The sequence below is a fragment of the Pseudomonas sp. FW305-20 genome (genome assembly GCF_058788075.1).
The window spans coordinates 163,000-182,076 of the sequence record NZ_JBYTAJ010000009.1 but is presented as its reverse complement, the minus strand read 5'-3'; the positions used below and the strand labels follow the sequence as shown (position 1 = coordinate 182,076).

The following is a 19,077-nucleotide window of genomic DNA, read 5'->3' as shown; positions in this document are numbered from 1 at the left end:
ATGGACTATTTGCTCGGGTTGTTCAATCGAGTGACAGGCAATGAAGAGATGGCACGCCTGCTGTTTGTTGGTGCGATGAGTCTGAGTACAGTGCTCGTGGTCGTCACCGTGGTGTTACTGCTGTTGGGGCTGCAGGATCCGGTGCAGCGTCGCCTGGCGCTGATAAAACGCGGTCATTCAGGGAGTATTTCCGGGCAGGACGCACCGGGTAATCTGCAATTGTTGTTGGAACGGGTCGGCCAACGCTTTGGCTCAACTGAAGCTGCCCAGACGTCGTCCACCCAAACGCTGTTGATGCATGCCGGTTACCGCTCACCGTCGGCGGTCCAGATGTACTGGGCGGTGCGCTTGTTATTGCCACTGTTATTGGTTGGTTTTGCGCTATTGGTGTTGCCGTTGCTCCCCAAGTTTTCTCTGATTATAGGGATGTCGTTGGTGTTTGCGGCTGGTGCTGTTGGATGGTTGGTGCCTGCGTTGTATGTCGGAAAACGCAAGCAAGCAAGGCAAGGCAGACTACGTGCAGCCTTTCCAGATGCCTTGGACCTGATGGTAGTCTGCGTGGAATCGGGCCTGGCCTTGCCCTTGACGATCGAGCGGGTGGCTGAGGAAATGTCTGTCAGTCAGATTGAGCTGGCTGAAGAACTGGCTCTGGTCAATGCGCAAATCCGCGCGGGTATTTCCAGTACCGAGGCGCTCAAACAACTGGCCGTACGCACCGGGCTGGAGGACGTACAAGGGTTGGTCAGCCTGTTGGCGCAGAGTATCCGTTTTGGTACCAGTGTGGCCGACACTCTGCGCATCTATGCTGATGAGTTCCGTGACCGGCGTACGCAAGTCGCCGAAGAGATGGGGGCGAAAATCGGCACCAAGATGGTCTTCCCTCTGATTTTCTGTTTGTGGCCGAGCTTCTTTCTGATAGCGATTGGCCCCGCCATGATCGGAGTGTTCAAGGCATTCGGATGAAGTAAACGGCCAGTGGCTGTCGAGCGCGATGGCCTTGCCCCCGGAACTACACATTTCCCGCAGGCTGCGATCTTTTGATTTTTCTGGCAGGCCATTCGTTGCCTCGTCCTCTGAATCAAATGATCGCAGCCTGCGTCAGTTCCGGGGTAATCCCGGCCAGGGTTGAATTGTGTAGAGACCACTGCTTTCCTGCACACAACATTAAGCCCGGCTTTGCAGCCAGGCTACTCTGGACGATGCCAGAGGCTGATCACCCATTGACACGCCTCAGTTGCCGCTAGTGATCTCTCCCGCTACATCCTGGTCATAAAACTCTGGAATCGGGTAGTTGAAGCTATTCAGCCAGCGCTGCATGGCCAGGTCACGTTCAGTGGCCGAAGCGGTTTGCAGGTGAGGGGAGGCAACCACACCGCGAATTTGCAGTTGCAACCACTGCTCGGTGCCTTGTTGATACGGCGAAGAGGGGCCCGGCTCAATGGCCCAGGCAGTGGTGGACAGGCACGCCATGCACACGATCAAAAGTCTTTTGGTCTTCATCTCGACTCCTCGTACGTTCTACTTGATCGCACTGGAAGAGGCATCGGCTACCTCGGTCCGGCGATTCCTCTCGGAAGCCACCACTTTGTTGGCGGAGGCCTTGAGTTTTTCCGCGCGGGCCTGAGCCTCGGCAAATTGCTTGGGGCTCAAGTCGGCGCGGGTCACGAGTTCGGAAGCCGCCTTCCAGTTGTCCTGGTAGATCAGCAACGTCACCATATTGAGTGCCGCCAGTGTGTTTGCCTGCTTGAGTTCCATGGCGGTCATGAACTCAAAACGCGCTTCCGGGATCCGTCGCTGATTGAGGTAGACGACCCCCAGGTCATTGCGCATCTTGTCGTCGGTGGGGGCCATCTTCACCGCACGCTCAAGGTGAAGGGTCGCGGCGGCGTTATCATTTCTGGCTGCGGCCAACTGGCCCAGACCATGTTCCCCATCAGCCGCCAGGCAGGTGCGAAGCAAGCTTTCGTACAACGGCGCCGCCTCGCTACGCCCCATCAAGCGCAACACCCGGGCCTTGCGCAGGCGAACCTGGACCAGACTGTCAGGCAAACCTTCAAGATTCGCCAGACTGGCATACAAACGACCTTCGTTGGCCATGTTGTCGGCCAGGCTCAGGGCCAGCTCTTGCTCCGAAGCGGGCTTGGCACATTCAGGTGGCCGCGAAGTCACGCCGTTGGACGCACAGCCCGCGAGCATCAATGTCGCTGTTATTGCAATGACTGCTTTCATCGAATGTCCTCTGGCTACAACACTTTGAACCCTTGGCCATTGGCAATAAGGCTGGCCCGGCAAGCGTTCAAGGTCACCGTTACGAGTGAGGGCGAGACACGTCTTGTTCAGGTCATGGCTCATTGCGAGAGCCCGCTCATACTGTCGAAGTCGCCACGTTCGAGGAAGAACATGCGGTAGAAGTTCGGGTCGTAATTACGCAGTTGCTCTCCTGGCAACGACGGCAGTTTTGCGTTGACAGCCAGTGGCTGGACCAGGTGAGGGGTGACGATCATCAACAGTTCACGCTCTTCACGGTTGATGGAGTTGTCGCGAAAGAACGCCCCCAGAATCGGGATATCACCCAACCCCGGAAACTTGTTTATCTGAGAACTGTTGCGGGTGCTGATCAGGCCGCTGATGACGAAGCTTTCGCCATCGGCCAGGGAGATGCTGGTGTCGGTACGGCGTATGGTCAGCGCCGGAACGATGGTGCCGGCGATGCTTACAGCGTTGGTGAAGTCCAGTTCACTGACTTCCGGTGCCACCTTCAGCGCGATGCGGTTTTTCCCGATGATGGTCGGTGTCAGGGTCAGGCGGATCCCGAATTCCTTGTACTCGATGGACACGTTATCGCTGCCTGAACTGGGCACCGGAATCGGCACTTCACCACCCGCCAGGAAGCTCGCACTCTGCCCACTGAGCGCTACCAGGCTTGGTCGTGCCAGGGTGTAGGCGAAACCGCTGCCTTCCAGCGCGTTGATCGACACTAGCGTATCGCTGGACAAAAAGGAGAGGTTGAACATGTCGTTGTTCACCGGCAACGACGGCCTGACAATGCCGTCGATGGTGGGCAAGGTTCTGGGCGAGCCGAACAGGAAGTTGCCTTGGCGACCAAAAATCGAGGCATTGGCTTCCTTGAGTTTGGTCCGGCTGACTTCAACGAAGCGGATGTCGGTTTGCACCTGGATCGGCAACAGCGGGTCTTCGGAAGGTATGGTCGAGACGCTGGTCAGCGCCGCGGTGGCCTTACCCTTGACGAACACCATGCTTTGGCGCGGCGTTTTCGAACAGGCGGTCCAGACCATCAGACTGGTGGTCCCCGGTGCAACGCCCGTGAGTATGAACGCGTTGTCGCCACTGTTGGCACTGGATTGCACGTCGGCAATTTTCGGGTCACCCACCGCCAGTTGTGTTACCGGAACGGGGCTGCGCAGTTCACTTTGCAGCCCCTGGCCGACCTCATACGTTGTCGGCCAATTGTCCAGTTGCGAACAATTGTTCGGTGCGGCTTGAGCCGCATTCACGCTGAGGCCCATCCAGAACAGGCCATGGAAAATTCGCTTGAAAGCGGGCACGGGACGAAGGCTCATTTAATACATCCTCACTGGATAGGCCATCTTTAGGCTGACTGAGTTGTCCGGATCACTTCACGGGGACCGGACTATCCCCCCCAATGCGTCAGGCCACCTGTCCATGGCCTTGGTGTTTCCTTACGTGCTACAGACGAGCGGGTGCAATTCGCTGATCTGCCTGGACAGCGAGCGACCTTTGCTGAAACGGTTTTTAGTGATCCGGTTCTCTGGACTGCCCGCCAGAGTGAACTTTGCGGCTATGGACGAGACTGTCCGCCGACCTGGCTCCCCCGGAAAGTAATCGGCAATGTAGGTACAAAGCCGCAAAGCGCCTGACAGGATCATAGAAAGGTAACTCCTTTTGCCAATTCACCATCTGATCACTGAAGCTAACGTGAAAACTCGAGCCGTTATGACTTCTTATTGCTTGACGTTAGTTCAATCAAACCAAAGTGCCATGATTTTAGAAAAAACCATGGGGGCAAAGACTGGAGAAAGGCGGGCGGGCGAGTGGTGCGGGCAGGGGCGTAGCGCAGTGCGATTGCCTGATATTGACGGGGATGCTGAATGTCTAGTCAGCGGGGTAAGGCACGGAACGTTGTGACGCAGAATCTTGCGTACGGCGGTGTGAGAGGGCGGCTGTGAAGCCGCCTCCTGCTCGATTCACGTGTATTTACATCGACAAAATCAACCGACCAGCAAACAGGATCAGGATCACCCCCATGCTCCGCTCGAACCAGTGCCCCAAGCGCAAGAACAGCAATCGCACTCTGCTGCTTGAAAAGAACAGCGCGACGATCACAAACCACAGCGCATTCACAAAACACATCCACATTCCGTAAAGCGCCTGGATCTTCATCGGCGTTGTGGCGCTGATGATAGTGGTGAAGATTGCCAGGAAAAACAGAGTGGCTTTCGGGTTGGTCGCGTTGGTCAGGAAGCCGGTGGTAAATGCCTTCCACAACGTTTGTTCTACAACCGGTTCATCAGGCTTATCGCCTTCCAGTACGGTCTTGGGCTTGCTGCGCAACAGGCTGACACCGAGGTACAAAATGTAAGCGCCACCCACAACCTTGGCCGCCGTCAGCAGCCAGGGTGTCGTGTGCATCAGCGCGCCGACCCCGAACAAGGTGTAAAGCACGTGCACGGAAATGCCCGCGCCGATGCCCAGTGCCGTGCAAATCCCGACCAGTCGGCCGAAACGCACGCTTTGCCGGATAGTCACTGCGAAGTCCGGTCCGGGTGCAACCACGGCCAGAAAGTGAATAGTCGCCAGCGCCAGAAACTCGCCCAGGTAATTCGAAAGCATCTCAACTCCAAAAAGTAAGGGGTGAAGCATTGCCGCGATAGCCGACAAAGAACGAAAGGCTCAAGCGCGGATCAGCCACACCCGGAGTCACCGAATGCATGCAGCGCGAGTTGAACATGATGAAATCACCCGGCTCGGGAAGAATCTCCAGGGTCGGCGTCCCGAGCAGAGCCGGATCGATGCCATAACTGTCGCCACGCATTTCGTCGAACTGGTCCGGGGAGATGTCGTGGTCCCACATCTGCAGGGCACCGCCCTCGAGGGGCATGTTCAGGTAAACATTGCAGGCGAACTGCGCTTCCAGGCTTTTGGCCTGATAGCTGTCCGGGGCGTCCTTGGCGAAAATGTCGTGGTGGGCCAGAAAGCAGATCCCGGGTTTCACCACCCGGGACAGCCCCACATACATCTTGCGACCGTAGAGATTTTCCAGATGCGCACCCGCCGGCCAGGACTCATCGAGCATGCAGCGCAGGGTGTCGACGGGGGACGAATAGGGCGCACAGCGGTTGCGTAATTCCGCAATGTTGCGGGTGGCGCGTTCAAAATAATCTTCGATCAGCAGCGGCTGGTTTTCCGCTTCATAAAACGCCATGCCGATGCGACCGATGCTCGGCGCATTGATATAGCCTTCGAAGCCCGGGGCGAGGATCTTGTCGCCGATCTGAATCGCCAGCGGCTTGGGCAACAAACCTTTGACGCGGATGGCGAGGATCTCTTCATTGGCCAGTTTTTTTATGCACGTCTCATCGAGACGCTCGACGTCAAGCATCATGTCTTAGGTCCATCTATCAAATAGTCAACAGAACCCGCGACCGCAGGTTCCTCCGGCGTCAGGCGATGACAGGAACGGCATCGCCCACATGCTCAATCCACGCTGTAGTGGACAGACAGCGTTCCCTTCTTCAGTGAAAGGGAAGCGATCGTGACCGTGCCCAAATCCTTCAGGCTGCGTACATGGGTGCCGCCGCAGCCATAGGCGGGCAGATCACCGAAACCGATTTCCCGGGCGCCTTCACGCATCGATGTCAGGCGCGGCAGATCATTGGCGATCCACTGCTCGATGCCGTGCTGAATCATCTCGGCATCAACCTCTTTTGCCGACTCTGCCGGTTTGAATTGCACGCGTCCTTCGCCCGGCCAGTGATGAGCCTTGATCGGCATCCAGCCCATGGCCTGGACGAAGTGGCCGATCAGATGACCGGCGGAATGCATACGTGAATTGAACTGACGGCGTTGTTCGTCGACCCGAATCTGGGTCATGCCCGGTTTTACCGGATGGTCGACGAAATGAATGATCCGGTCCGGATCCTGAACAACCCGCAGGACCCGGCTTTCGCCAATCCAGCCGGTGTCAAAGGGCTGTCCACCGCCCTGGGGGTGAAATAACGTGGCGCGCAGCACCACGGCAAATTCGTTCTCGTGGGGCGTGCAATCCAGGACTTCCACATTGGCCTTGAGGTCATCACTATGGAAAAAGAGGCGAAGCGTCATATTCCATGCCCTTATTAACAATTCTATTTTTTATTATATGAAGCGTGGAATTGCGTGATAATCCGTTCAAACATCAAAGGACTGTTGCGCTGTGAGCATAAATCTTCCACTACCGCTGCTCGGTGAAATGGCGATTTTCGTCAAGGTTGTCGAGACCGGCAGCTTCTCTGAGGCTGCTCGCCAGTTGGGTTCTTCACCTTCGGCGGTCAGCCGCAGCATTTCGCGTCTGGAAAAGGCGCTCGCCACTCGTTTGCTGCAGCGAACCACGCGCAAGCTGCGTTTGAGCGACGGTGGCGAAGAGGTGTTCAAGCGTTGCCAGGAAATGGTCAGCGCCGCCAAATCGGTGATGGAAATCAGCGGCCAATTCACCCATGAAGCGGAAGGACTGGTGCGCGTCAGTGTGCCGAAGGCGGTGGGGCGTTTCGTGATTCATCCGCATATGCCGGAATTCTTGCGTCGCTATCCCAAAGTGGATGTGGAGCTGTTGCTTGAGGACCGCCAGGTGGATTTGATCGACGACAACGTTGATCTGGCGATTCGTATTACAGATCGGCCACCTGCCGGACTGGTCGGGCGGCAATTGCTCACCATCGATCATTTGCTCTGTGCGACGCCGCAATACCTGGCCAAACACGGCACACCGACCCATCCCCACGACTTGCTCAACCACAGCTGCATCTACCTGGGCGAAACCCCGAGCGATGCACGTTGGAAATTCAAGAAAGGCACCAAGGCTGTCACCGTTGGCGTGCGCGGACGGTATGCGGCCAATCACACCGGCGTGCGCTTGGGCGCGGTGTTGCAGCACATCGGGATTGGCAGCCTGCCGTACTTCACCGCGCGTTATGCGCTGGAGCAGGGGCTGATCGTGCAGGTGCTGCCGGACTGGACCTTTCTGGCGTCATACCACGGCGGTGCCTGGTTGTTGCATTCGCCGACTCGTTATCTGCCACCGAAATTACGGGTGCTGATCGACTATCTGGTGGAATGCCTGGAGAAGGAGCCGACCCTGGGCAAGCCGGGTAAGCCAAATGCATTGGGCAAGGGCGCGGCAGAGTATGAGTTGCCCGAGAGTGATGGGTTGCTTTGACAGACGCCTTCGCGGGCAAGTCGAAGGGGCCCGATCAGCCACTGCATCACTCGAAGCAAGGCACAAAAAAGGCCCGCATGAATCACCATGCGGGCCTTTTGCATTTCTGAGCGAGGATCAGTGCTTGCTGTCGTCTTTCGACATCGCCAGCAGCTGTTTTTCCTGGTTCCAGTCGAAAGGTTCGTCGTTTTGTTCAGCTTCGAAACGACGTTCTTCCAGCGCCTGATACAAGTCGATTTCATCGTCGGGCATGTAATGCAGGCAGTCACCGGCGAAGTACCACAACAGGTCGCGCGGGACCAGGTGGGCGATTTGCGGGTAGCGGGTGATCACCTGGCACAGAATGTCCTGGCCCAGGTATTGGCTTTCGATCGGGTCGACCGGCAGCAACGCACGCAGTTCGTCGAAGCGCTCCAGGAACAAGGCATGGCTTTCTTCGGGAACCTGTTCGGCCTCACCTACGGCGACCAGGATGCTGCGCAGGTGGTCGAGCAAGACAAGATGATCGGCAACGACATTGGACACGAGATAAGTCCTCAAGAGCAAAACGGGCGCGGGAGTATAAAGCGCCCGCGTCCATTTTTACAGGTAGAAGGCACAGGGTCAGCGGAATCAGCGGACCTTTCCTTCACCCAGTGTCAGTTCAACTTTGTCGAAATCATCGACATCAATCACCTTGCGCCGGGCAGCTTCGGCGTCACGCAGGGTCTGCGCTTCCCTGGGTTGCAACACGCCAGCTTCAAGCGCTGCATCGATGACGTGTTCCCCGGCGACCGGTTTGACCTGGCCGCTTTTGAGCGCGACATGCAGCTTTTTGCGCAGCGGTTGCGCGGCATTCAGCAGGTTGCACGCCTGTTGCAGGGCGCCGACCGGGTCATCAGTGGATTGCGGCCGGTAGCAACCACCGAGTAACTCTTCCAGGGTCGGATCACCCTTGGCGCGGCCGATCACCGCCGCCACTTCGGCGCCGAGTTTGTCCGATGGCCCTTTGTGACGACGACCGAACGGAAACACGATCACCCGCAACAGGCAACCCAACACCTTGTTCGGGAAGTTGCTCAGCAGTTCATCCAGCGCTCGTTCCGACTGCCCCAGGCTTTCTTCCATGGCCCAGGTAAACAGAGGAGCCATGTGCTGCGGTGAATCGAGGTCGTGGTAACGCTTGAGTGCGGCGGAGGCGAGGTACATGTTGCTGAGCACATCCCCCAGACGTGCCGACAGACGTTCGCGTCGTTTCAATTCGCCGCCCAGCAGCATCATGCTCAGGTCGGCGAGCAGGGCGAACGCAGCAGCCTGGCGATTGAGGGCGCGGAAGTAACCCTGGCTGAGCTTGTCGCCTGGCGCGTGTTCAAAGTGACCGAAACCAAGGTTCAGCACCAGCGTGCTGGCGGCGTTGCTCACGGCGAAACCGATGTGTTTGAGCAGCAGGCCATCAAATTCGGTGAGGGCCTGGTCTTTGTCTTCACGACTGGCGAGAGCCATTTCCTTAAGTACGAAGGGATGGCAGCGAATCGCACCCTGACCGAAGATCATCAAGTTGCGCGAGAGTATGTTCGCGCCTTCCACCGTGATGAAAATCGGCGCGCCGTTCCAGCTGCGACCGAGGTAGTTGTTCGGCCCCATGATGATCGCCTTGCCGCCATGAACATCCATGGCGTGGCTGATGCACTCGCGGCCGCGTTCGGTGAGGTGGTACTTGAGAATCGCTGACAGCACCGATGGCTTCTCGCCCAAATCCACCGCATTGGCGGTGAGCATCCGTGCCGCGTCCATCATCCAGGCGTTGCCGCCGATGCGCGCCATCGCTTCCTGAATACCTTCGAAGGCCGACAGAGGAACATTGAATTGTTCACGGACTTGAGCGTACTGGCCGGTCACCAGACTGGTGAACTTGGCGGCGCCAGTGCCGACCGCTGGCAACGAAATCGAACGCCCAACCGACAGGCAGTTCATCAGCATCATCCAGCCTTTGCCGAGCATTTCCCGGCCGCCGATGAGGAACTCCAGCGGTACGAACACATCTTTGCCGGAGTTCGGGCCGTTCATGAATGACGCGCCCAACGGCAGGTGGCGGCGGCCGATTTCGACACCGGCGATATCGGTCGGGATCAACGCCAGGCTGATCCCCAGGTCTTCCTCCTCACCCAATAGGTGATCCGGGTCGTAGGCCTTGAACGCGAGGCCGAGCAGGGTGGCGACCGGACCCAGTGTGATGTAACGCTTTTCCCAGTTCAGGCGCAGGCCCAGGGTTTCCTTGCCTTCCCATTCACCTTTGCAGATCACCCCGGTGTCGGGCATCGAGCCGGCGTCAGAACCGGCCAGTGGTCCGGTCAGTGCGAAGCACGGTATTTCATCGCCGCGAGCCAGTCGTGGCAGGTAGTGGTTGCGTTGCTCGTCGGTGCCGTAATGCAACAGCAATTCGGCCGGGCCGAGGGAGTTGGGGACCATCACGGTAGAGGCAAGGTCGCCGCTGCGGGTCGCCAGTTTCATCGCCACCTGGGAGTGGGCATAGGCGGAGAAACCTTTGCCGCCGAACTCCTTGGGAATGATCAGGGCGAAGAAGCCGTTTTCCTTGATGTAGGCCCAAGCTTCGGGAGGCAGGTCCATGTCTTGACCGATCTGCCAGTCGCTGACCATGGCGCAGAGTTCTTCGGTCGGGCCGTCGATAAAGGCCTGTTCCTCTTCGCTCAGCTGCGCTTTTGGATAGGCCAGCAGTGTGTTCCAGTCCGGGCGACCGCTGAACAGTTCGCCATCCCACCACACCGTTCCGGCATCGATCGCATCGCGTTCGGTTTGCGACATCGGTGGCAGGGTTTTCTGGAACCAGCTGAACATCGGCGCGCTGAAGTATTTGCGGCGCAGGTCGGGCAACAACAAGGGCGCTGCGACAGCCGCGATCAATATCCACAGAACCAGCAGTAACCAGCCAGGTGCGCGGCTGAAAGCACCCATCGCCACCACGTAAACGGCAACGACGCACAGGGCGGGCAGCGGGGCGATGCGACGGTGGGCTAAATACGCAATCCCGACAACCAGAACCAGTATCCACAACAGCAGCATATTTAATCCTCCGTGAAACCAGGGCAAAAGCAACCTTCAGAGCTTAGACGGCATCCGTAAAACAGGGTGGTCAGAGCGATGTGATTGAAATCGTGGGAAACCTTCGATGAGTTTTGTAGGACCCGGTGGGCACCAGGACGCGCAAATCGTTCGATGGGCGGGCGGCAAAGCGTCCATGTTTGGCCGAAACGTCGTTATCTCTGTGCTGAACGTGTCGCTAGACTCGTGGCTTCCCCAGGAGATTGTTCTCATGCACGAGTATCTGAGTCCCGGCCGCTTCATCGATAGTGACCACTCGTCGGTGGTGGAGTTCGCCGAAAAACATCGCGGCAACAGTCGCGATCCTCTAGAGCAGGCGATCAATCTCTATTACGCCGTGCGCGAAGCCGTGCGTTACAACCCTTATACCTTCAGTCGCGACCCGAATACGTTGCGCGGCAGTTATGCGCTGGCAGCGGGGGAGAGTTATTGCGTACCCAAAGCCACGCTGTTGGCAGGTGCCGCCCGGCATTGCGGGATTCCCGCGCGGATCGGCCTGGCGGATGTGCGCAATCATTTGTCGACGCCGCGGTTGCTCGAGTTGCTCAAGAGCGATGTGTTCGCCATGCACGGTTATACAGAGCTTCACCTGAACGGCCGCTGGGTCAAAGCCACGCCAGCGTTCAATCAGGGCTTGTGTGAATTGTTCAATGTCGCGCCGCTGGAATTCGACGGCATCAACGACAGCGTTTTCCATCCGTTCAATCGCGACGGCGAGCTATTGATGGAATACCTGATTGACCACGGCCAGTTCAGCGACGTGCCTGAAGCGTTCTTTTTCGAACACCTGGAAAAGTGCTATCCGCATCTGTTCAGCGACCAATCGCCCGTGCTGCTGGGTGACATGCAGGGCGATTTGAGTCGCGCCTGATCCGGCGTATGCTGCCTGCGCATTCATCCATAAAGAGGCGGTCATGCTGAAGATCTGGGGTCGGAAAAACTCGTCGAATGTCAGGAAACCTTTGTGGGCCGCCGAGGAACTGGGCCTGGCTTATGAAGCCATCGATGCCGGCGGCGCCTTTGGTGTCGTCGATACGCCGCAGTACCGCGCGATGAACCCCAATGGCCGCGTGCCGGTGATTGAAGACGAGGGGTTCGTGCTGTGGGAATCCAACGCCATCGTGCGTTACCTGATGGCTCGCCACGCCAACGGCACGGCCTGGTATCCAGAGGATCTGCAGGCCCGCGCTTCTGCCGACAAGTGGATGGACTGGACCACTTCAAATTTTGCCGGGCCGTTCCGCACAGTGTTCTGGGGCGTATTGCGTACCCCGGCAGACCAGCAGGACTGGCCTGCAATCAACGCCGCGATCAAGGAGTGCGATGGCCTGCTGGCCATGGCCGACCAGACGCTGGCAACCCAACCGTACCTGTCCGGCAATGAGATCGGCATGGGCGACATTCCTCTGGGCAGTTTCATTTATGCCTGGTTCGAGATGCCGATCGAGCGCGCACCGCAGCCTCATCTGCAAGCCTGGTATGCACGCCTGAAACAGCGTCCGGCGTATCAGAAAGCGGTTATGACCGCGTTGACTTAATACTCACTATCGACACGCTTGACTGTACTTGTGTGGCGGTGACAAGCACCATTGCGCTCGTGCGCCGTGGTTGTAATAGTCGCCGCCCGCCCTTATTTGTCCCTTTCTTCCCTTCTTGGTGCGTAAATCCGATATGAGTTCCGCTCTGTCCATCCGGCAGCTAACCAAAACCTACGGCAACGGTTTCCAGGCCTTGAGTGGTATCGATCTGGACGTCGCCGAAGGTGACTTTTTCGCCTTGCTCGGCCCCAACGGCGCCGGCAAATCCACGACCATCGGCATTCTCTCGACCCTGGTGAACAAGACCAGCGGGACGGTAAATGTTTTCGGTCACGACCTGGACAAGAATCCTGCGCAGCTCAAGCGCTGCATCGGCGTGGTGCCCCAGGAATTCAACTTCAACCAGTTCGAAAAAACCTTCGACATCGTGGTGACCCAGGCCGGTTATTACGGCATTCCGCCGAAAATCGCCAAGGAACGCGCCGAGCAGTACCTGACCCAACTGGGTCTGTGGGACAAGCGCGATACGCCGTCGCGTTCACTGTCCGGCGGCATGAAGCGTCGACTGATGATTGCCCGTGCGCTGGTTCACGAACCGCGCCTGTTGATCCTCGACGAACCGACGGCGGGTGTGGACATCGAACTGCGTCGTTCGATGTGGACGTTCCTCACCGAGCTGAACAAGAAAGGCATCACCATCATCCTCACCACCCACTACCTGGAAGAGGCTGAGCAGTTGTGCCGCAACATCGGCATCATCGATCACGGCACCATCGTCGAGAACACCAGCATGAAACAGTTGCTCAGCCAACTGCATGTGGAAACGTTCCTGCTCGACCTCAAAAACACGCTGCAAACTGCGCCGCAGTTGCTCGGTTACCCAACCAAGCTGCTCGACAGCCACACCCTTGAAGTTCAGGTCGACAAGGCCATGGGCATCACTGCGCTGTTCACCCAATTGGCGCAGCAGAACATCGAAGTGTTGAGCCTGCGTAACAAAACCAATCGCCTCGAGGAGTTGTTCGTGTCCCTGGTGGAGAAAAATCTGTCGAAGGTGGCGGTATGAGTTCCGAGCTGCAACCCAACCTCGTTGCCCTCAACACCATCGTTTACCGAGAGGTCAGGCGCTTTACCCGGATCTGGCCGCAGACGCTGCTGCCGCCAGCCATCACCATGGTTCTGTACTTCGTGATCTTCGGCAATCTGATCGGCCGGCAGATCGGTGACATGGGTGGTTTCACCTACATGGAGTACATCGTGCCGGGGCTGATCATGATGTCGGTGATCACCAACTCCTACGGCAACGTGGTCTCGAGTTTCTTCGGCAGCAAGTTCCAGCGTTCCATCGAAGAATTGATGGTGTCGCCGGTGTCGCCGCATACGATTCTGATCGGCTACACCCTGGGCGGTGTGCTGCGCGGCTTGATGGTCGGGCTCATCGTGACGTTGCTGTCGCTGTTCTTCACCGAGTTGCAGGTGCATCACCTGGGCGTGACCATTCTGGTGGTGGTGCTGACGGCGACGATCTTCTCGCTGCTGGGCTTCATCAACGCCGTGTTTGCGCGCAACTTCGATGACATCTCGATCATCCCGACGTTTGTGCTGACACCGCTGACCTACCTGGGCGGGGTGTTCTACTCGATTTCCTTGCTGCCGCCGTTCTGGCAGACCGTGTCGCTGGCCAACCCGGTGCTGCACATGGTCAACGCCTTCCGTTACGGCATTCTTGGCGTTTCGGACATCAGAATCAGCGTGGCGATCACCTTCATGCTGATCGCGACCGTTGTGCTGTACATCGGTTGCGCACGGCTGCTGGTCAGTGGTCGCGGGATGCGTACCTGATCGAGACCGCGTCGTCTGCTTCGCGAGCAAGCCCCGACACCGCAAAAAAAAACGGCCTCCCACTGTGGAGGCCGTTTTGCGTTTACTGCATCCGTTTTTTCTGACGCCGCCGCCACTGCCTTCCGACCCACCAGCGCCAGTACATCATGGTCAGGCAATACGCGAGCGCGCCGAGCACCAGTCCCGTCACCACCGAGCCGAGCAAGAACGGCTGCCAAAGCGTCGAGAGTTCGCCGCTGATCCATTCCCAGGTCAGCTCGTCCGGCAAATGGCGGGTGGGAACGTCCATCAGCCAGGCACCGGTCTGGTAAGTGCAGAAGAACACCGCCGGCATGGTGATTGGATTGGTCAGCCAGACCAGGCTCACCGCAATCGGCATGTTGCCGCGCACCATGATGGCGAGAATGGCGGCGAGCAGCATCTGCAAGGGAATCGGCAGGAACGCCGCGAACAGGCCAACAGCCATGGCCCGTGCGACGGAATGGCGGTTGAGGTGCCAGAGGTTCGGGTCATGCAGCAGGGTGCCGAGAAAGCGTAAGGACTTGTGTTCCCTGATGCTGACCGGGTCTGGCATGTAACGTTTGAATAAGCGCCGGGGCATAAGGCTTCTCGGTCGGTTAAGGCGGCAAGTATGTCTGGATTCTATGAACCGCCCATTCAGACTTTGTGACAATTAATAACGATGGCGGTGCGATAGCCGGCTATGCCTAAGAGGTGACTCTCAAGGACGGGCGTATGCGCACAGGGATGATGGCGCTGGCGTTGGGTCTGTTGATCCTGCGTTTTTTACCGGTATTACCGCCGGTCTGGTTATTGATGTTGCTACCGGTCATCGGTTTGATGTTGCTGCCGTTTCGCAGCTATCCACTGGCTTTTTTCCTGTTCGGCTTCAGCTGGGCGGGCGCGAATGGGCAGTGGGCGCTGGATGATCGATTGCCGACGAGCCTCGATGGCGAAACCCGTTGGGTCGAAGGCCGGGTGACGGGATTGCCGCAGAACAATGAGGCCGTCGTGCGTTTCGAGTTGGCGGACGCCCGGTCGCGACACGGCAAGGTACCGCAACTGATGCGCCTGGCCTGGTATGACGGGTCGCCGGTCAACAGCGGCGAGCATTGGCGACTGGCGGTCAAGTTGAAGCGTCCTGCGGGGCTGCTCAACCCCCATGCCTTCGACTACGACGCCTGGCTGTTGGCGCAACGCATCGGTGCGACCGGGACGGTCAAGGCTGGCGAACGGCTCAAGGAAACCCGATGGGCCTGGCGCGACGGCGTCCGTCAGCGCTTGCAGTCCGTGGATGCCCAGGGGCGAACGGGAGCGTTGACGGCGTTGGTGCTGGGGGATGGCGCCGGGCTGAGTCGCGAAGACTGGCAGGTGCTGCAAGACACCGGCACCGTCCATCTGTTGGTGATTTCCGGCCAACACATCGGGTTGTTGGCAGGGCTGGTGTACCTGTTGATCGCCGCGCTGGCCCGCTATGGCCTATGGCCGAAACGCTTGCCTTGGCTGCCGTGGGCCTGTGGGCTCGCATTCGCGGCCGCTCTCGGTTACGGGCTGCTGGCCGGTTTCGAGGTGCCGGTGCGGCGGGCCTGCGTGATGATCGGCCTGGTGCTGTTGTGGCGCCTGCGATTTCGTCATCTCGGCGCCTGGTGGCCGTTGTTGCTGGCGCTCGACGGTGTTTTGCTGCTGGATCCGCTGGCGAGTCTGCAACCGGGTTTCTGGCTATCGTTCGCGGCAGTGGCGGTGTTGATCTTCACCTTCGGGGGGCGTCTGGGCCCATGGCGTTGGTGGCAAACCTGGACCCGCGCCCAATGGCTGATCGCGATTGGCCTGTGCCCGTTGCTGCTGGTGCTCGGGTTGCCGATCAGTCTCAGCGGGCCGGTGGCCAATTTGCTCGCGGTGCCGTGGATCAGCCTGGTCGTGCTGCCCGTGGCATTGCTGGGCACATTGTTTTTACCCCTTCCTTATGTGGGCGAAGGGTTGCTGTGGCTGGCAGGAGGTCTGATCGACCTCTTGTTCAAGGGCCTGACGCTGATGGCCGGGTACTTGCCCGCGTGGGTGCCGATGGCCATCCCGTTGTGGATTTGGGCAGTCGGCACACTCGGTGCGTTTCTACTATTAATGCCTCGGGGTGTGCCGTTTCGCGCGCTGGGTTGGCCGATGCTGCTGTTGCTGGTTTTTCCGCCCCGGCAAGTCTTGCCTGAAGGCATTGCCGAAGTCTGGCAGCTGGATGTCGGCCAGGGTTTGGCGATCCTGGTGCGCACCCGTCATCACACACTGTTGTATGACACCGGGCCACGATTCGGCGATTTCGACCTGGGCGAGCGGGTGGTGCTGCCGGCATTACGCAAGCTGGGCGTGGAGGGGCTCGATTTGATGTTGATCAGCCATGCCGACGCCGATCATGCAGGCGACGCCCGGGCCGTGGCCGATGGTCTGCCGGTAAAACGGGTGGTCAGTGGCGATCCCCAGGCGCTGCCGACGGAGTTACAGGCGCAGGGCTGCGAGAGCGGCAAGCAATGGGTCTGGGATGATGTCAGGTTCCAGCTCTGGCAATGGCCTTCGGCCAGCGAGAGCAATCAAAAATCCTGTGTCCTTCAAATTGAAGCCAATGGTGAGCGTCTGTTATTGACCGGTGATATAGACGCCGCCGCCGAGCGGGCACTGCTCGACAGTCCACTGGCCGTCACCACTGACTGGTTGCAGGCACCGCACCACGGCAGTCGCAGTTCGTCTTCAATGGCGTTGCTTAGCGGGCTGCAACCCAAAGCAGTGTTGATTTCCCGCGGTCACGGCAATTCATTCGGTCATCCCCATCCTACGGTCGTCGCGCGTTATCAAAAACGCGGCCTGTCGATTTATGACAGCGCCGAGCAGGGTGCCATCCGTCTGCAACTGGGACGTTTCAAACCGCCGTGGACGATGCGTCAAGAACGGCGCTTCTGGCGCTCTGCGCACTGAACCGGGGTTGTTAAACCCCGAGCGGATGCGACATCACGGTCTTCGGTGCGCTCACCCCCTATGTTAGAGTGGCGCACTTTTTCGAGGGGGCTGTCACTGTGTGGGAATTAGTCAAATCCGGCGGCTGGATGATGCTGCCGATCATTTTGAGTTCCATCGCGGCCATGGCAATCGTCGCCGAGCGTCTCTGGACCCTGCGAGCCAGCCGTGTGACCCCGGAGCATTTGCTCGGGCAAGTCTGGGTGTGGATCAAGGACAAGCAACTCAATAAAGAAAAACTCAAGGAATTGCGCGCCAACTCGCCGTTGGGCGAAATCCTCGCCGCTGGCCTGGCGAACTCCAAGCATGGTCGCGAGATCATGAAAGAGTGCATCGAAGAGGCTGCCGCACGGGTCATCCACGAGCTTGAACGCTACATCAATGCGTTGGGCACCATTGCTGCCATGGCTCCGTTGCTGGGTCTGTTGGGGACGGTGCTGGGCATGATCGACATTTTCAGCGCGTTCATGGGCACAGGCATGGGTACCAATGCTGCGGTGCTGGCTGGCGGTATTTCCAAAGCGCTGATCACCACGGCGGCGGGCCTGATGGTCGGTATCCCGGCCGTATTCTTCCATCGATTCCTGCAACGCCGGATCGATGAACTGGTGGTGGGCATGGAGCAGGAAGCGATCAAACTGGTCGAGGTGGTACAGGGTGACCGTGATGTTGACCTGAATGGGGGCAAAGCGTGAAATTCCGCCGCAAACCGCGGGAAACGGTAGACATCAACCTCGCGTCTCTGATCGACGTGGTGTTTATCCTGCTGCTGTTTTTCGTCGTGACCACCACCTTTACCCGAGAAACCCAGTTGCGCGTGGATCTGCCGGAAGCAGTCAGCGGTTCGCCGGCCGAAGACCAGCAGGTCAAACACCTGGACGTTGCCATCAGTGCCGAAGGCGCCATCTCGGTGAATAATCAGGTCTTGCCCAAGAACGACCTGGCGACCCTGATGGACGCACTGCAGAAAGAATCCAGTGGCGACACCAACCTGCCGCTGTCCATCAGCGCCGACGGCAAGGCCCAGCATCAGTCCGTCATCACAGCTATGGACGCCGCCGGTAAACTCGGTTTCAGCCACCTGCGCATGACCACAGTCGAGGCGGCGCCGCCCGCGCCCTGATGGCCATGTCCGATCGCTTGCTCGCCGCGTGGTACCAGGGTCATCCGGCCCTGAAGCTGTTGCAGCCGCTGGAGTGGCTGTATCGGCGCGTGGTCATGAACAAGCGCAAGCGTTTTCTGGCGGGTGAGGGAGAGATCTATCAACCGCCGGTGCCGCTGATCGTCGTGGGTAACATTACCGTCGGTGGCACCGGCAAGACGCCGCTGATTCTGTGGATGATCCAGCACTGCCAGCGCAGCGGTTTGCGGGTCGGGGTGGTCAGTCGGGGTTATGGCGCCAAGCCACCGCAATTGCCGTGGCGAGTCGAGGCGGATCAAAGCGCCGATATCGCTGGTGACGAACCGCTGTTGATCGTCCAGCGCACCGGCGTTCCGTTGATGATCGACCCGGACCGCAGCAGCGCCGTCAAAGCGCTGCTGGCGAATGAGCCATTGGACCTGATCCTGTCCGACGACGGCATGCAGCATTACCGTCTGGCCCGCGACCTTGAACTGGTGCTGATCGACGCCGCCCGCGGCCTGGGCAACCAGCGTTGCCTGCCCGCCGGGCCGTTGCGTGAGCCGGCCGAGCGTCTGCAAAGTGTCGACGCGGTGCTCTACAACGGTGCCGCTGCCGATCGCGACGGCGGTTTCGCCTTCCAGCTTCAACCCACCGAATTGATCAATCTGCGCAGCGGCGAGCGACGTCCCCTCGACCACTTCCCCGCTGGGCAGGCGCTGCACGCGGTGGCCGGGATCGGCAATCCGCAGCGTTTCTTCACAACCCTCGAAACGCTACACTGGCAGCCGGTGCCGCATGCGTTTGCCGACCACGCCGAATACAGCGTGCAGGCCTTGAATTTCACACCGTCATTGCCGTTGGTGATGACCGAAAAGGACGCGGTGAAGTGCCGTGCCTTCGCCGCCGCCGATTGGTGGTACCTGGCGGTCGATGCTGCGCCATCGCCGGCCTTCGTGGCCTGGTTCGATACGCAGCTGATGCGCCTGTTGCCGGCTCGTCTTTTGCCTTAAATCCGTTTTTATCCA

General features: G+C 58.9%; 19 protein-coding genes. 10 read left to right on the top strand and 9 right to left on the bottom strand.

The annotated features are described in order from the left end of the window. Positions 1–963 (top strand): type II secretion system F family protein, encoded by a 963-nt coding sequence (locus AC3WP4_RS10885; RefSeq protein WP_102614844.1) that lies wholly within the window; start codon positions 1–3, stop codon positions 961–963. A gap of 267 nt (positions 964–1,230) precedes the next feature. Here the strand turns inward: AC3WP4_RS10885 and AC3WP4_RS10880 are convergent, their stop codons facing one another. From AC3WP4_RS10880 to AC3WP4_RS10855, 6 genes are all read right to left on the bottom strand, one after another. Next, on the bottom strand, positions 1,231–1,500 hold the full coding sequence (locus tag AC3WP4_RS10880) for a DUF3613 domain-containing protein (protein ID WP_076028245.1): 270 nt from the start codon (positions 1,498–1,500) through the stop codon (positions 1,231–1,233). Positions 1,501–1,518: 18 nt separating this feature from the next. Continuing rightward, entirely contained in the window at positions 1,519–2,229 is a 711-nt protein-coding gene (locus AC3WP4_RS10875) for a tetratricopeptide repeat protein (RefSeq protein ID WP_074879046.1), read from the bottom strand. A 119-nt stretch (positions 2,230–2,348) separates the two neighbouring features. Next, positions 2,349–3,581 (bottom strand): type II and III secretion system protein family protein, encoded by a 1,233-nt coding sequence (locus AC3WP4_RS10870; RefSeq protein WP_074879044.1) that lies wholly within the window; start codon positions 3,579–3,581, stop codon positions 2,349–2,351. A gap of 655 nt (positions 3,582–4,236) precedes the next feature. After that, entirely contained in the window at positions 4,237–4,872 is a 636-nt protein-coding gene (locus AC3WP4_RS10865; RefSeq protein WP_074879039.1) for a LysE family translocator, read from the bottom strand. 1 nt (position 4,873) lies between these two features. Beyond that, positions 4,874–5,644: a 2OG-Fe(II)-dependent halogenase WelO5 family protein gene (locus AC3WP4_RS10860; RefSeq protein ID WP_074879036.1), complete on the bottom strand. Its 771-nt coding sequence runs from the start codon at positions 5,642–5,644 to the stop codon at positions 4,874–4,876. A 92-nt stretch (positions 5,645–5,736) separates the two neighbouring features. Then, the gene (locus tag AC3WP4_RS10855) at positions 5,737–6,363 is read right to left on the bottom strand and encodes an alanyl-tRNA editing protein (RefSeq protein WP_074879034.1); all 627 of its coding nucleotides are present in this window, start codon (positions 6,361–6,363) and stop codon (positions 5,737–5,739) included. Between the two features lie 91 nt (positions 6,364–6,454). Here AC3WP4_RS10855 and AC3WP4_RS10850 point away from each other — a divergent pair, with 91 nt between their 5' ends. Then, positions 6,455–7,453 (top strand): LysR family transcriptional regulator, encoded by a 999-nt coding sequence (locus tag AC3WP4_RS10850; RefSeq protein WP_102614843.1) that lies wholly within the window; start codon positions 6,455–6,457, stop codon positions 7,451–7,453. 117 nt (positions 7,454–7,570) lie between these two features. Here the strand turns inward: AC3WP4_RS10850 and AC3WP4_RS10845 are convergent, their stop codons facing one another. Together AC3WP4_RS10845 and AC3WP4_RS10840 are read right to left on the bottom strand one after the other, a co-directional pair. Next, complete coding sequence (locus AC3WP4_RS10845; protein ID WP_008152400.1) at positions 7,571–7,978, bottom strand: PA2817 family protein; 408 nt, start codon at positions 7,976–7,978, stop codon at positions 7,571–7,573. An 87-nt stretch (positions 7,979–8,065) separates the two neighbouring features. Next, positions 8,066–10,513, bottom strand: a complete 2,448-nt coding sequence (locus AC3WP4_RS10840; RefSeq protein ID WP_074879030.1) for an acyl-CoA dehydrogenase — start codon at positions 10,511–10,513, stop codon at positions 8,066–8,068. Between the two features lie 250 nt (positions 10,514–10,763). On the opposite strand from AC3WP4_RS10840, the gene AC3WP4_RS10835 reads away from it, so the two are divergent. The 4 genes from AC3WP4_RS10835 (at position 10,764) to AC3WP4_RS10820 (ending at position 13,932) form a co-directional block, all read left to right on the top strand. Continuing rightward, positions 10,764–11,423 (top strand): transglutaminase-like domain-containing protein, encoded by a 660-nt coding sequence (locus tag AC3WP4_RS10835; protein WP_102614842.1) that lies wholly within the window; start codon positions 10,764–10,766, stop codon positions 11,421–11,423. 43 nt (positions 11,424–11,466) lie between these two features. Further along, positions 11,467–12,090 carry a glutathione S-transferase family protein gene (locus AC3WP4_RS10830; RefSeq protein ID WP_074879026.1) on the top strand — a complete coding sequence of 208 codons (624 nt, stop codon included), beginning with the start codon at positions 11,467–11,469 and terminating at the stop codon, positions 12,088–12,090. 133 nt (positions 12,091–12,223) lie between these two features. Beyond that, on the top strand, positions 12,224–13,156 hold the full coding sequence (locus AC3WP4_RS10825; protein WP_074879024.1) for an ABC transporter ATP-binding protein: 933 nt from the start codon (positions 12,224–12,226) through the stop codon (positions 13,154–13,156). Then, entirely contained in the window at positions 13,153–13,932 is a 780-nt protein-coding gene (locus AC3WP4_RS10820; RefSeq protein ID WP_074879022.1) for an ABC transporter permease, read from the top strand. The genes AC3WP4_RS10825 and AC3WP4_RS10820 overlap by 4 nt, the downstream gene beginning before the upstream one ends. Positions 13,933–14,014: 82 nt before the next feature. On the opposite strand, the gene AC3WP4_RS10815 is transcribed toward AC3WP4_RS10820, so the two are convergent. Further along, the gene (locus tag AC3WP4_RS10815) at positions 14,015–14,533 is read right to left on the bottom strand and encodes a DUF2062 domain-containing protein (protein WP_074879019.1); all 519 of its coding nucleotides are present in this window, start codon (positions 14,531–14,533) and stop codon (positions 14,015–14,017) included. A 134-nt stretch (positions 14,534–14,667) separates the two neighbouring features. Here AC3WP4_RS10815 and AC3WP4_RS10810 point away from each other — a divergent pair, with 134 nt between their 5' ends. The 4 genes from AC3WP4_RS10810 (at position 14,668) to lpxK (ending at position 19,062) form a co-directional block, all read left to right on the top strand. Continuing rightward, entirely contained in the window at positions 14,668–16,890 is a 2,223-nt protein-coding gene (locus tag AC3WP4_RS10810; protein ID WP_102614841.1) for a DNA internalization-related competence protein ComEC/Rec2, read from the top strand. Between the two features lie 98 nt (positions 16,891–16,988). Continuing rightward, positions 16,989–17,624, top strand: coding sequence for a MotA/TolQ/ExbB proton channel family protein (locus AC3WP4_RS10805; protein ID WP_046054381.1), 636 nt, complete (start codon positions 16,989–16,991; stop codon positions 17,622–17,624). Next, the gene (locus AC3WP4_RS10800; protein WP_074879013.1) at positions 17,621–18,052 is read left to right on the top strand and encodes an ExbD/TolR family protein; all 432 of its coding nucleotides are present in this window, start codon (positions 17,621–17,623) and stop codon (positions 18,050–18,052) included. Before AC3WP4_RS10805 ends, AC3WP4_RS10800 begins: the two co-directional genes overlap by 4 nt. Beyond that, positions 18,052–19,062 (top strand): tetraacyldisaccharide 4'-kinase, encoded by a 1,011-nt coding sequence (gene lpxK, locus AC3WP4_RS10795; RefSeq protein ID WP_102614840.1) that lies wholly within the window; start codon positions 18,052–18,054, stop codon positions 19,060–19,062. The genes AC3WP4_RS10800 and lpxK overlap by 1 nt, the downstream gene beginning before the upstream one ends. Positions 19,063–19,077: the final 15 nt, after the last annotated feature.